The organism is Vibrio sp. HM8-C, from assembly GCF_058630515.1.
The window spans coordinates 26,023-38,744 of record NZ_JBMMKS010000025.1; the positions used below are offsets into that span (position 1 = coordinate 26,023).

Sequence of the window (12,722 nt, forward strand, 5' to 3'; positions counted from 1 at the left end):
GGTTACTATGCAAATTCAACAGCTTAAATATCAAACAGAATCAGTATCTTTAGTGATAGATAACTGGCAACTGCAAGCTGGTGAGCATTGGGGAATGTTTTCGACTCACAGCCATGCAGCTTCACTGCTAGTACGAGTGTTGAGTGGCGAACTAGAGCCGCAAAAAGGCGAGGTGTCGGGGCTTCCTGAGAAAATAGCCTGTGTCTCTTTGCATGAGCAGCAGAGATTGCTCGATTTAGAATTGGAAAAAGATGACACCGATTTTATGGACTGTATCGACTACGGTTCTAGTGTGGAAGAGCTGGTAGCCGAATCAGGCTGCACTCCTGATGAGTTGGAAGCGCTGCTTGTCACAACCGATCTATTGACCATTAGGAAGCGCGGCTTTCGCCAACTTTCAACTGGTGAAACCCGCCGCGTGATGCTGGCTCGAGCGTTAGCGGTGAAACCACAGTTAATGATTTTGGATGAGCCTTATTCCGGTTTAGATATTGCGCATCGCCAGCATCTTTCGGAGCTATTAGAGCAGTGTGCGACCCAGATTCAACTGGTCATAATTACTTCTAGAGAAGATGAGTTACCACCATTCATTACTCATGTTGCTTTGTTTGACGAGCAAAAGCTTTCGCAAACATTAAGCCGTGATGAGTGGTTAAATCACCCTGTAATGACGCAAATGTTGGCGTTATCTGAGCAAAGAAGCGATGCCATGTTGGAGCTTCTACAAGCTCACCAATCGCCACATCAATATCTTAATCCTCTCGTGAGTATGAACGATGTCACGGTGGAGTATGTGGATGCGAAAATATTCTCTGGTGTGAACTGGCAAATAGAACAAGGGCAGCACTGGCAAGTTCGAGGCCCGAATGGTTGTGGCAAAAGTACCTTGTTAGGCTTGATTCTCGGCGACCATCCTCAGTGTTACAGCAATGATGTGACAGTACTGGGAATGAAACGTGGTAGTGGAGAAACTATTTGGGATGTGAAACGTCACATAGGTGTGGTTTCCTCTGCTTTACATCTTCAATATCGAGTGAACTGCACTGCATTAGAAGTGTTGGTGTCTGGTTTTTATGACTCGATTGGCTTGTACCAGCAGCCGAGTAAGAAAGAAATCCTTCACGCTCGTGAATGGTTGCAGCTATTAGAAATGGGTCAGTTTGAAAAAGTCGGTTTTCGCAATCTGGACTACGGACAGCAGAGATTGTTGCTTATAGGTCGCGCTTTAATTAAGCAGCCGGCTTTGCTTATTCTGGATGAACCATATCAAGGGTTGGATTTCCTAAACCGCAAGTTAGTGTTCAGGGCGTTAAATCGAATTGCTTCTGCAAACATTAGTCAGTTGCTTTACGTTACTCATCATGAGGAAGATTCCCTAGAGGCGATTCACCACTTTGTGGATTTCATTGCGCAAGAAGGTGAGGGATACCGCGTTAATATCTATACTCTTCCCACTTGAAATCGCAGCGGTGTTGTCTACGTTCGTTCACCCCAATCACATAGTTTATCTATGCTCATGGGGATTCACTCACTTGCCGCCTACCTGCTATTACAAGTAGTTTGAGTATATTCCACACAAGAACAATAGCCACAAACAAAAAAGCGTTGCCAGAGCAACGCTTTCTCGTCTTAATGACGGCGTCTAAGCTTCTGGTGCACTCCACGGCGTAAGCTATGGAAAGTGTTTTCTGCCTTATCCACACCATAAAGTACAGTCAGTGCCAGAAGTGTGATGATGATTGATTGGGTTAAGTAACCTAAACCAATCATCAGGCCTAACGCCGCCAACACCCAGATTACCGCTGCAGAGGTAACGCCGTGTATTTTTCCGTCCAGAGTCATCATTACGCCAGCACCTAAGAAGCCGACACCTGTGATGATCTGACCAAGTACGCGCGCTTGATCTAGGGTATTTGGAGACAGAGAAACCGCCATCGCCATGAAGAAGTAAGTGCCGGAAATAATCAGTATTGATGTTCTTATACCCACAGGTTTGCCGCGAGTTTGGCGTTCGATACCAATAAGTAAGCCGTTGATCATACAGCAAAGTAGAGCGGACCATTGGAATGGGCCAAGATCGAAAATAGAATCCAAAGTAAGCATGACAGCCTCAGTGCATATAGGCGTGAAGACACGCAGTATGCAGTGAATCCTCGAGACTTTCTAACAAAAGCTTTTATGGGCTAGATAATCAATATCTATAGAACTACTCGAGATGCAAATCGAGTGGCGTTTTGCTGCTGCGTCCGCCTATCTCACGAGTCAGCTTAGGTACTAAATAACCCGAAACTCGTTCTATAACTCCAGCCATAATTGTTTTGGCTGCTTGGTCATCAATAAAGAAGTGAGCTGCGCCCTGAACTTTATCCAATACGTGGATGTAATAAGGCAAAATGCCAGCGTCAAATAGGCTTTCACTTAGATTGACCTGAGCTTCAACGGAGTCATTCACTCCTTTAAGCATTACGCCCTGATTGAGCAAAGTAACGTTAATCGCACGCAAACGAGCCATTTGCTGTTTGAGTTCTAGATTAATTTCATTGGCATGATTGATATGAGTAACAAGCACTACTTGCAAACGAGTTTGTGCAAGGGTCTCCACCAACTCATCTGTAATTCGGTCAGGAATCACCACAGGTAAGCGGGAGTGAATTCTCAGACGTTTGATATGAGAGATCGCTGCGATCTTATCGATCAGCCATGTAAGCTCATGATCTTTCGCCATTAGCGGGTCACCGCCAGAAAGAATCACTTCATTGAGTTCTGGGTGATCAGCAATGTAGTCTAGACTTTGCTGCCATACTGATTTGGTGCCTTTGTTATCTCCATAAGGAAAATGACGGCGAAAACAGTAACGGCAGTTAATCGCACAACCACCTTTCACTATCATCAGAGCTCGGTTGCGGTACTTGTGAAGTAATCCCGGGATATCGTTGTTTTGTTCTAGCAGTGGGTCATTTGAGTAACCTTCGTGTACTTCAAACTCTTCGCTAAGCGGCAAAACCTGACGTAATAAAGGGTCGTGCGGATTGCCTTTTTCCATTCTACGAACAAAACTTTGCGGTACGCGTTGAGCAAATAATTTACGTGCAGCGAACCCGTCTTGCCAAGGTGTAGGATCAATACCAAGCTCGTTGAGTAACTGAGTGGGATCTGAGATAGCATTTGCTAGTTGTTTGATCCAGTTTTGCTCAACAGAATCGACTTTTCGGGTTATGATGTGCGGCATTAATTTTAACTCGAAGAATGTAAGAGGAAATATGGCTACTGTTAGCACGAATGAATTTAAAGGCGGTCTCAAAATTATGCTTGATAATGAGCCTTGTGTCATTCTCGAAAACGAGTATGTAAAACCAGGCAAAGGTCAGGCTTTCAACCGTGTAAAAATCCGTAAACTGCTTTCTGGCAAAGTTCTAGAGAAAACTTTTAAGTCTGGTGACTCTGTAGAAACTGCGGACGTAGTAGATATGGAACTAGATTATCTATATTCAGATGGTGAATTCTACCACTTTATGAACAACACAACGTTCGAGCAAATTGCAGCAGACGTAGCAGCAGTTGGCGAAAACTCTAAGTGGTTGGTAGAAAACAACACTTGTACTCTAACGCTTTGGAATGGTAACCCAATCTCTGTTACTCCACCAAACTTCGTTGAGCTAGAAGTTACTGAAACTGACCCAGGTCTAAAGGGTGATACTCAAGGTACTGGTGGTAAACCAGCAACACTAGTTACTGGTGCTGTGGTTCGTGTACCTCTATTCATCCAAATTGGTGAAGTAGTAAAAGTAGATACTCGTAGTGGCGAATACGTAAGCCGCGTTAAGTAATACTTTACTAATGCTTTAAAGAAAAGCCGTCCATAATGGACGGCTTTTTTCTTTAAAATTCCGACGGATAGCTCATTCATCTGTATTGATGGCTGCTTGCTTCACCCTTTATGATCTCGCCGATTTTTTTTGGAACGAATGTAACATTTATAAGCGGGAATCATTGAATGAACGGAAAACTATTTCTTGTCGCAGTTGGCTTTTCTTCTGTCATAAGCTTTTCAGTCTCTGCACAAAATATTGCTGACAGCGTAGGTTTAACGGCTGAGCAACCAGATGCAAAGTACTGCCAGTATCAAGGCGACTTAGGCAAACTTTCTTTTGACCCAGCGTCAGGTAGACTTTGGGCGTGCGGTAATGAAGGCTGGGTTTATTTTGAATCTCAATCAAATTCCCAGTATCAATGTTTGAACGAACAGGTGAGTGACAATCAATACCCAGAGTGGAAACCACGACCATGGAATGTAAAAAATGGTCAGTATTACCAAGGTGAAGTAGTACGTCACAAAGGTAAGCTGTATACGCCAACTAACTCAGCAGTCTACGGTGGTTCCGCTCCAGCGAAAGCGACTTGGGATTGGCAGTTACATACAGAGGATAATCAGTTACCAACGCTTTGGGAGCTTTCACATGTTTATCAACGAGGTGACCGAGTTGTACACATGGGGATTGAATACGTAGCAAATTCAAGTAACTCCAATAAACTGCCAAATGATGAGGCGACAAATTATCAGCCTTGGGATTTTGTCGGGCAGTTTAGCTGTCCAGCTGAAAGTTAAGCGAAAAAAAACCAGCGAAATTCCGCTGGTTTTTTGTACTTAAAAGATTAAATCATAAAGATAAACACGACTGAAATCAGAGTGATAAAGCCAGCAAAGCTATAACAAGCGATTTTGCCAACAACACCGGTATGGAATTTCAGGTCATGCATACCGTGGTGAACACGGTGCATTGCATGCCACATTGGCAGCGCTAGCGTACCAATGATGAACAGTGCACCGATAATGCTAGTAGCAAAGTCAGCCACACGCTCATAGCTAAGGGCATCTGCGTCAATAATGCCTAGCGGCACTAAAATCCCTAATACGAAAACAGTGATTGGGGTAATCATAGCGAACCATGTACCGCCAGCACCAAACAGTCCCCACCATACGGGTTCATCTGAACGTTTTGGATTGGTATTAATCACAATAAGCTCCTTACACCACAATGAGAACAATAAGTGAGATGAAGGCAACTGCTGCCCACTGACTCAATACAATGATTTTCTTATCAAGCAATTTACCCTTGATGCGGATTGGCATCACCTGAGGCATCATGCTGAAGAAGGTTTGTGCGTGAAATAGGCTACCCGCTAACGCAACGATGTTAATTGCGATAACGATAGGGTTTGCCATGAATTCAAGCCATGTATTCCAAGCTTCAGGACCTTTTACCAATGATCCCAGACCCACGGTCAGGAACAAGGTGAAAAGAATGAGCGGTAGAACCGTCGCTTCACGTACCATGTAAAAACGGTAGAAAGGATGATCTTTCCACCAAGTACGTTTCATCTGACGAACATAAGGTTTACGATTACTCATCCTTAGCCCTCCACTTTGTTTGTTGAACCGTCTGGTTTCAACATTGCAATCACGAAGTCCATTGACGATTCCACTTTACCTTGGTTCACCGCCGCCGCTGGGTCGACATGTTTTGGACAAACTTCAGAACAGTAGCCAACAAAAGTACAGCCCCATGCACCATTCTCACCATTGATAAGCTTCATACGCTCTGCTTTACCATGGTCACGAGAATCAAGGTTGTAACGATGAGCCAAAGTCAGTGCTGCTGGACCGATAAATTCAGGGTTAAGACCGAACTGAGGACACGCCGCATAGCACAGACCACAGTTGATACAGCCTGCGAACTGTTTGTAGCGAGCCATCTGCTCAGGCGTTTGGTTATTTGGGCCATCTTCAGGTGTACGATCATTACCAATGATGTAAGGCTTGATTGCTTCAAGACGTTCGATAAACGGTGTCATATCAACAATAAGGTCTTTTTCAATCGGGAAGTTTGCTAATGGCTCGATTTTTAAACCATTTGGGTAGTCGCGAAGGAAACTCTTACATGCCAGTTTAGGCACGCCGTTCACCATAATGCCGCAAGAACCACAAATCGCCATACGGCAAGACCAGCGGTATGAAAGCTCTTTATCTAAGTGATCTTTCACGTAACCAATAGCATCAAGTACTGACATTGTTTCATCGAAAGGTACTTCAAAGCCTTGCAGATGAGGTTCTGCATCTTTTGCTGGGTCGTAGCGTAAGATCTCTACTTTTTGAATACGATTTGCCATTACTGTTGATCCTCCGCACTTACGCCAGCTTCTTTCGCCGCTTCTGCTGCTGCGGCTTTTTCAGCAGCTTCACCGTAAAGTCGAGCTTTAGGTTGAGACTTAGTGATAGTCACTGGGCTGTAATCGATCTTCGGTGCATTGCCGTTGGTGTAGAAAGCAAGTGAGTGTTTTAGGAAGTTCTCATCATCACGTTCGGTACAACCATCGTCTAAACGCTGGTGAGCACCGCGAGATTCTTTACGTAGCAGTGCTGAATGAACCATAGCTTCTGCAACTTCTAAACCGTAGCCAACTTCAATCGCATAAAGCAGATCAGTGTTGAACACTTTTCCTTTGTCTCTAATACTGATTTTTTTGTAGCGTTGTTTTAGCTCAGCAAGTTTAGCAATGGTCTCTTGCATCAAGTCTTCTTGACGGTAGATACCACAACCCGCTTCCATGGTGTGACCCATTTCAGTACGAATATCCGCCCAGTTTTCATCGCCTTCTTGGTTTAGAAGAGCTTGAATACGGCCTTCAATCGCTTGAACTTGCTCTTCAATCGCTTTGTCATTCCAGCCTTTAAATTCTTCTGCACGTTTCACTGCATGTTCACCAGCAACGCGACCAAATACGACGAATTCAGCCAGTGAGTTTGAACCAAGACGGTTTGCACCATGAAGACCAACTGACGCACATTCACCAACCGCAAACAGACCGCTAATACGAGTTTCACATTGACCATTAGTTTCAATACCCCCCATGGTGTAGTGAACCGTTGGACGAATTGGAATTGGCTCTTTGGCTGGATCAACGTTTACGTACGCTTTTGCTAGCTCACAAATGAACGGCAAACGTTCTTGAAGATACTCTTCACCTAAGTGGCGTAAGTCGAGAAGCACCACATCACCTAATGGATGTTTGATGGTGTTACCTTTTTGCTGTTCGTGCCAGAAAGCTTGTGAAACTTTGTCGCGAGGACCTAGTTCCATGTATTTGTTCTTCGGTTGACCAACAGGGGTTTCTGGTCCCATACCGTAATCTTGCAGGTAACGGTAGCCGTTTTTATTGACGATGATACCGCCTTCACCACGACAACCTTCGGTCATTAGAATACCTGTACCTGGAAGACCAGTTGGGTGGTACTGAACGAATTCCATGTCACGTAGAGGAACACCATGGCGGTAAGCCATCGCCATACCGTCACCCGTTACGATGCCGCCATTGGTATTACAGTGGTATACGCGACCTGCGCCACCCGTTGCCAATACAACCGATTTTGCTTTGATAAGGACTAATTCACCTTCAGACATGTGGATGGCAACTAAGCCTTGAACTTCGCCGTCTACAACCAGCAAGTCGACAACAAAATACTCGTCGAATCGTTTGATTTGAGAGTATTTGATCGAAGTCTGGAAGAGAGTATGTAGCATGTGGAAGCCGGTTTTGTCGGCAGCAAACCATGTGCGCTCGACTTTCATACCACCGAAACGACGAACGTTAACTTCGCCATTTTCTTTACGGCTCCATGGGCAACCCCATTGCTCCATTTGAATCATTTCGCGAGTGGAATTTTTTACAAAATATTCCACAACATCCTGTTCACATAGCCAGTCACCACCGCCAACGGTGTCGTTGAAGTGGTTGTCTAAACTGTCTTCTTCCTTGATAACTGCTGCGGAACCGCCTTCAGCGGCTACCGTGTGAGAACGCATCGGATAAACTTTAGATATCAGGGCAACTTCTAGGTTTGGGTTCGCTTCAGCTGCTGCAATTGCAGTACGAAGACCCGCACCACCTGCGCCGATGACTGCGATATCTGTGGTAATAGTCTGCACAGTTATCCTCCAGTGTAATGTCTGTTGGTGATGAGCTATTGTGCTCATTCCTAGTTATGTTGGGTGGTTATCCGGTAGGGGGTAAAGCGTTGTAAAGTCACCGGAGAAAACCAAATCCACTTATAAAGTGGTAGAGCAAGTTTAGGAGAGGTCAGAGAGGAAAAAATTGATTCTGTTGGGCTTTTGCTTCGGTAATGCAAACATAAGCATACAAATTTTATCTTGTGTGATTAGAATCACGTTTAGGTTTTGTATTTTGATTCGAAAAGGTAAAATCTACCCAACCCTGATTATGTGAATAGACAAATGAACAAGTCCGATTGGATGCCTACCGCATCAATAGAGCAACTACAGCAGCGCGCGCAATTATTGGCGGAAATTCGTCAGTTCTTTGCCTTGAGACATGTACTGGAAGTTGATACACCAGCAATGAGTCATGCCACAGTAACCGATATCCATCTGCATACGTTTCAAACGGAGTTTATTGGTCCTGATTATGCTCAAGGTAGCCGTTTACATTTGATGACAAGCCCTGAATTTCATATGAAGCGACTACTCGCAGCGGGAAGCGGTTCTATCTATCAAATTAATAAAGCATTTCGCAACGAAGAGAATGGACGCTATCACAATCCAGAATTCACCATGCTTGAGTGGTACCGTGTCGGTTTTGACCACCATGATTTGATGGATGAAATGGATGACTTGTTGCAACTGGTATTAAAAGTGGGTGATGCAGAGCGCATGACTTACCAAAATGCATTTTTGTCTGTACTGAATGTTTGCCCGCTAGAGGGTTCGATGAATGAGTTGAAGAAAGTTGCGGCAATGCTGGGACTAAGTGATATTGCAGAGCCAGAAGAGGACAGAGATACCTTATTGCAGCTTCTTTTTAGCATTGGCGTTGAACCTCATATTGGTCAACTGGTTCCTGTATTTGTGTATGATTTCCCTGCATCTCAGGCAGCTCTGGCAAAAATCAATCCGCAAGACTCAAGAGTGGCAGATCGCTTTGAAGTCTATTTTAAAGGTATTGAACTGGCGAATGGCTTTCATGAACTGGACAACCCGAAAGAGCAATTAGCTCGTTTTGAACAAGACAATCGAAAGCGTTTAGAAATGGGGCTTAAAGAGCAGCCGATTGATTATCATTTGATTGCTGCACTGGAATCTGGTTTACCGGAATGTGCCGGTGTCGCTCTGGGTATCGATCGCTTGATCATGCTGGCGCTTGGTGAAGACCATATTGATAAAGTAACGGCGTTCCCATTCCCACGAGCGTAAATGGCTTCTCATTGTCTTAAATGTGGCGTAAAAGAAGCTGAAACCATGACACAAGCCAAGGATTATACGTGGTAACTGCTCGCCTCAGGCGTTTAACCTCGTTATACTCCTTGTCTGATTTTGATCCACCATTATTTGATACACAACGGTAAGAGCGCAGGACATGCAAGAATACATTCAGTTTTTCCAACAAAATATGATCCTATCACTAGCTTGGGTCGGTATTTTAGTTGCATTGATTTTCAATATTTATAAATCTGCAACAGCATCATACAAAGAGATCACAGCACCAGAAGTGACTCAGCTTCTAAACCGCGAGAATGGTGTTGTTGTCGATATTCGTGCGAAAGACGATTTCAAACGTGGTCACATTACTGACTCAGTTCACATTTTGCCTACAGATATCAAAGCGAATAACTTTGGTGCGCTTGAAAGTCATAAATCTGACCCAATCATTGTTGTATGTAAGATGGGACAAACTGCTCGTGAAAGTGCAGATTTACTTACCAAAGCTGGCTTTGAGAACGTAAGCGTTCTGAAAAACGGTATTACAGGCTGGGTTGATGCAAAACTTCCGCTTGTTCGTGGTAAGAAATAACGCCCATAAGCGATTTGAGATGCTGCCTAAACGGGCAGCATTTGATTGAAAGAGATGTGATGTTTTACACGTATTTTTCTGGAACACATTTAGATGATGTCTCAGCCTCGTGAATCAGAACGTTCTCGGTTAGTCTCAGGGTATAAACCTTGACCGGAATTTATCAGTATTAAGGACTTAAAAATGGCTGAAGCAGCAACTCAAGAAGCACAACAAAACTTCGCAATCCAACGTATTTTCCTAAAAGATGTGTCTTTCGAAGCGCCTAACTCTCCAGTAATGTTCCAAAAAGAGTGGAACCCAGATGTGAAACTGGATCTAGACACTCAAAGCCGTGAACTAGGTGAAGGCGTTTACGAAGTTGTTCTACGTCTAACTGTTACAGTTAAAAACGCTGAAGAAACAGCTTTCCTATGTGAAGTTCAACAAGGTGGTATCTTCACTGTTGAGAACATGGAAGCGGGTCAACTAGCTCATTGTCTAGGTGCATTCTGCCCGAACATCATTTTCCCATACGCTCGTGAAACTATTTCTAGCCTAGTTGTTAAAGGTACGTTCCCACAATTGAACCTAGCACCAGTTAACTTTGATGCATTGTTCATGAACTACCTACAACAGCAAGCTGCTGGTCAAGGCGTAGAAAACGCTGACGCTTAATGCAATAGCGATTTAAATATGTAGCCATTCGTGGCAATGAATGCACAGAGTACTTGATGAGTACGATGTGCATTTTTATTTTTACCCAAAGTCATTCATCTTAATTAACTCACACCTAAGTGGGATTGGCATATTGAACTTTGGGTATAAAATTAGTGTTAACAAACGATTATCTATCGGGCGGAACAATGACAGAAGCACAAGTAAATAATGCCTACGGTAAAACGATATCAATGACAGTTATCGGTGCCGGCTCTTACGGAACCTCTCTTGCAATTTCATTAGCACGTAACGGCGCTAACGTGATTCTCTGGGGGCATGAACAAGAGCATATGGCTAAATTACAAGCTGATCGCGCTAACCAAGAGTTTTTACCAGGCATTGATTTTCCAGACTCTTTGATTGTTGAATCTGATTTGAAAAAAGCAGTAGAAGCATGTCGTGATCTGCTGGTGGTTGTTCCAAGCCATGTGTTTGGTATCGTACTGAAAAGTTTAAAGCCGTATCTGCGTCCTGACTCGCGTCTTTGCTGGGCAACGAAAGGTTTAGAGCCAGAAACCGGTCGACTATTACAAGATGTTGCTCACGATGTGATTGGCGATTCTCACTCGTTAGCGGTACTGTCTGGACCAACGTTTGCTAAAGAGCTGGCGATGGGTATGCCAACCGCTATTTCGGTTGCCTCTCCAGATGCGCAGTTTGTTAAAGATCTGCAAGAGAAAATCCACTGTAGCAAAACCTTCCGCGTTTATGCGAACAGCGATTTTACCGGCTTGCAGCTTGGCGGCGCGGTTAAGAACGTTATCGCTATCGGTGCAGGTATGTCTGATGGTATCGGCTTTGGCGCCAACGCTCGAACAGCGTTGATTACTCGTGGTCTTGCCGAGATGACGCGTCTAGGTATTGCATTGGGTGCTGAAGCAGAAACCTTTATGGGTATGGCAGGTTTGGGTGACTTAGTGCTGACTTGTACAGACAACCAATCCCGTAACCGCCGCTTTGGTTTGGCTTTAGGTCAGGGCAAAGATGTCGATACTGCGCAGAAGGAAATCGGCCAAGTGGTTGAAGGTTATCGAAATACCCAAGAAGTTTGGGCGCTTGCTCAGCGTATTGGTATTGAAATGCCTATAGTTGAACAAATTTATCAAGTATTGTATCAAGGAAAGGATGCACGCTTAGCCGCGCAAGATTTACTTGCACGAGACAAAAAAGCGGAACGTTAACCTTGTATCACAGGTCAGGTCTCACTCGATATCACTATAAATACAGACCTAACTTTGACTGAACGTCCGGGACACATAAAACAATGAAATTGTGCGAAAAAGAGAAAGTTTGGCAGACCATAGTTAAGGAAGCTCGCGAACAGTCAGAACAAGAGCCTATGCTCGCCAGTTTCTATCATGCCACTATTATTAAGCATGATAGTTTGGCTTCTGCACTGAGCTACATTCTGGCCAATAAATTAAATACTGCTTCAATGCCTGCTATGGCTGTGCGTGAGGTGGTTGAAGAAGCTTTTGCTGCAGATCCGAGCATTACTGAAGCGGCAGCCTGCGATATTTGTGCGACAGTAAACCGTGACCCAGCCGTTTCTATGTATTCCATGCCACTACTTTATCTGAAAGGCTACCATGCTCTTCAAGGTTACCGAGTAGCTAACTGGCTATGGAAACAAGGTCGCATGGCGTTAGCCACTTATTTGCAAAACCAAATTTCAGTCGCTTGCCAAGTGGATATTCACCCAGCAGCACGTATTGGCCGAGGTATCATGCTTGACCACGCAACCGGTATTGTTATTGGTGAAACGGCTGTGGTCGAGAATGATGTGTCTATCCTTCAGGATGTAACTCTTGGTGGTACAGGTAAAGAGTGTGGTGACCGCCATCCGAAAATCCGTGAAGGCGTGATGATCGGTGCTGGTGCGAAGATTCTGGGCAACATTGAAGTGGGTGAAGGGGCGAAAATCGGCTCTTGTTCTGTGGTACTTCAAGCGGTTCCGCCACATACGACAGTGGCTGGCGTTCCAGCGCGTATTGTAGGGCGGCCTAAGTCTGAGAAACCATCTTTCGATATGGACCAACAATTTAATGGTCGAGTACAGACGTTTACTGGTGGTGACGGAATCTAATCCCGTATTTTCGGGACAAAAAATTCGGAACAACAAAAAAGGGATAGTGCTTAGCACTGTCCCTTTTTCTTTA

At 44.4% G+C, this 12,722-nt stretch carries 14 protein-coding genes; 8 read left to right on the forward strand and 6 right to left on the reverse strand.

Annotation, left to right across the window (positions count from 1 at the left end; genetic code table 11):
• The first annotated feature begins 7 nt into the window (after nt 1-7).
• Nucleotides 8-1,459, forward strand: a complete 1,452-nt coding sequence (modF, locus tag ACOSVQ_RS19975) for a molybdate ABC transporter ATP-binding protein ModF (RefSeq protein WP_491984185.1) — start codon at nt 8-10, stop codon at nt 1,457-1,459.
• 170 nt (nt 1,460-1,629) lie between these two features.
• On the opposite strand, the gene ACOSVQ_RS19980 is transcribed toward modF, so the two are convergent.
• Both ACOSVQ_RS19980 and epmB read right to left on the reverse strand, forming a co-directional pair.
• Nucleotides 1,630-2,103, reverse strand: coding sequence for an MgtC/SapB family protein (locus ACOSVQ_RS19980; protein ID WP_491984186.1), 474 nt, complete (start codon nt 2,101-2,103; stop codon nt 1,630-1,632).
• A gap of 103 nt (nt 2,104-2,206) precedes the next feature.
• Nucleotides 2,207-3,229 (reverse strand): EF-P beta-lysylation protein EpmB, encoded by a 1,023-nt coding sequence (gene epmB, locus ACOSVQ_RS19985; protein ID WP_491984187.1) that lies wholly within the window; start codon nt 3,227-3,229, stop codon nt 2,207-2,209.
• Between the two features lie 31 nt (nt 3,230-3,260).
• Here epmB and efp point away from each other — a divergent pair, with 31 nt between their 5' ends.
• A complete protein-coding gene (gene efp / locus ACOSVQ_RS19990; protein WP_491984188.1) occupies nt 3,261-3,827 on the forward strand; it encodes an elongation factor P in 567 nt (188 codons plus the stop codon).
• A 167-nt stretch (nt 3,828-3,994) separates the two neighbouring features.
• Nucleotides 3,995-4,606: a hypothetical protein gene (locus ACOSVQ_RS19995; RefSeq protein WP_491984189.1), complete on the forward strand. Its 612-nt coding sequence runs from the start codon at nt 3,995-3,997 to the stop codon at nt 4,604-4,606.
• Between the two features lie 47 nt (nt 4,607-4,653).
• On the opposite strand, the gene frdD is transcribed toward ACOSVQ_RS19995, so the two are convergent.
• From frdD to frdA, 4 genes are read right to left on the reverse strand one after another with little or no spacing between them, the layout of a single operon-like run.
• Nucleotides 4,654-5,016 (reverse strand): fumarate reductase subunit FrdD, encoded by a 363-nt coding sequence (gene frdD, locus ACOSVQ_RS20000; protein WP_491984190.1) that lies wholly within the window; start codon nt 5,014-5,016, stop codon nt 4,654-4,656.
• 10 nt (nt 5,017-5,026) lie between these two features.
• A complete protein-coding gene (gene frdC / locus ACOSVQ_RS20005) occupies nt 5,027-5,410 on the reverse strand; it encodes a fumarate reductase subunit FrdC (RefSeq protein WP_102941211.1) in 384 nt (127 codons plus the stop codon).
• A 2-nt stretch (nt 5,411-5,412) separates the two neighbouring features.
• Entirely contained in the window at nt 5,413-6,168 is a 756-nt protein-coding gene (locus ACOSVQ_RS20010; RefSeq protein ID WP_171138332.1) for a succinate dehydrogenase/fumarate reductase iron-sulfur subunit, read from the reverse strand.
• Nucleotides 6,168-7,985, reverse strand: a complete 1,818-nt coding sequence (frdA, locus tag ACOSVQ_RS20015) for a fumarate reductase (quinol) flavoprotein subunit (RefSeq protein WP_491984191.1) — start codon at nt 7,983-7,985, stop codon at nt 6,168-6,170. Before frdA ends, ACOSVQ_RS20010 begins: the two co-directional genes overlap by 1 nt.
• A 306-nt stretch (nt 7,986-8,291) precedes the next feature.
• Between frdA and epmA the strand changes: the two genes are divergently transcribed.
• The 5 genes from epmA (at nt 8,292) to cysE (ending at nt 12,649) form a co-directional block, all read left to right on the forward strand.
• Complete coding sequence (epmA, locus tag ACOSVQ_RS20020) at nt 8,292-9,266, forward strand: elongation factor P--(R)-beta-lysine ligase (RefSeq protein WP_491984192.1); 975 nt, start codon at nt 8,292-8,294, stop codon at nt 9,264-9,266.
• A gap of 163 nt (nt 9,267-9,429) precedes the next feature.
• Nucleotides 9,430-9,864 carry a rhodanese-like domain-containing protein gene (locus tag ACOSVQ_RS20025; RefSeq protein ID WP_491984193.1) on the forward strand — a complete coding sequence of 145 codons (435 nt, stop codon included), beginning with the start codon at nt 9,430-9,432 and terminating at the stop codon, nt 9,862-9,864.
• 183 nt (nt 9,865-10,047) lie between these two features.
• Nucleotides 10,048-10,521: a protein-export chaperone SecB gene (gene secB / locus ACOSVQ_RS20030; RefSeq protein ID WP_491984194.1), complete on the forward strand. Its 474-nt coding sequence runs from the start codon at nt 10,048-10,050 to the stop codon at nt 10,519-10,521.
• A 188-nt stretch (nt 10,522-10,709) separates the two neighbouring features.
• Nucleotides 10,710-11,744 (forward strand): NAD(P)H-dependent glycerol-3-phosphate dehydrogenase, encoded by a 1,035-nt coding sequence (gene gpsA / locus ACOSVQ_RS20035; RefSeq protein WP_491984195.1) that lies wholly within the window; start codon nt 10,710-10,712, stop codon nt 11,742-11,744.
• A gap of 83 nt (nt 11,745-11,827) precedes the next feature.
• The gene (gene cysE, locus ACOSVQ_RS20040; protein WP_491984196.1) at nt 11,828-12,649 is read left to right on the forward strand and encodes a serine O-acetyltransferase; all 822 of its coding nucleotides are present in this window, start codon (nt 11,828-11,830) and stop codon (nt 12,647-12,649) included.
• Nucleotides 12,650-12,722 lie beyond the last annotated feature (73 nt).

Bases quoted from the DNA above. Each gene is read 5' to 3' on its own strand.
- epmA (WP_491984192.1), top strand. From the start codon at position 8,292: ATGAACAAGTCCGATTGGATGCCTACCGCATCAATAGAGCAACTACAG.
- frdC (WP_102941211.1), bottom strand. From the start codon at position 5,410: ATGAGTAATCGTAAACCTTATGTTCGTCAGATGAAACGTACTTGGTGG.
- efp (WP_491984188.1), top strand. From the start codon at position 3,261: ATGGCTACTGTTAGCACGAATGAATTTAAAGGCGGTCTCAAAATTATG.
- ACOSVQ_RS19995 (WP_491984189.1), top strand. From the start codon at position 3,995: ATGAACGGAAAACTATTTCTTGTCGCAGTTGGCTTTTCTTCTGTCATA.
- modF (WP_491984185.1), top strand. From the start codon at position 8: ATGCAAATTCAACAGCTTAAATATCAAACAGAATCAGTATCTTTAGTG.
- cysE (WP_491984196.1), top strand. From the start codon at position 11,828: ATGAAATTGTGCGAAAAAGAGAAAGTTTGGCAGACCATAGTTAAGGAA.
- epmB (WP_491984187.1), bottom strand. From the start codon at position 3,229: ATGCCGCACATCATAACCCGAAAAGTCGATTCTGTTGAGCAAAACTGG.
- secB (WP_491984194.1), top strand. From the start codon at position 10,048: ATGGCTGAAGCAGCAACTCAAGAAGCACAACAAAACTTCGCAATCCAA.
- ACOSVQ_RS20010 (WP_171138332.1), bottom strand. From the start codon at position 6,168: ATGGCAAATCGTATTCAAAAAGTAGAGATCTTACGCTACGACCCAGCA.
- ACOSVQ_RS20025 (WP_491984193.1), top strand. From the start codon at position 9,430: ATGCAAGAATACATTCAGTTTTTCCAACAAAATATGATCCTATCACTA.
- gpsA (WP_491984195.1), top strand. From the start codon at position 10,710: ATGACAGAAGCACAAGTAAATAATGCCTACGGTAAAACGATATCAATG.
- ACOSVQ_RS19980 (WP_491984186.1), bottom strand. From the start codon at position 2,103: ATGCTTACTTTGGATTCTATTTTCGATCTTGGCCCATTCCAATGGTCC.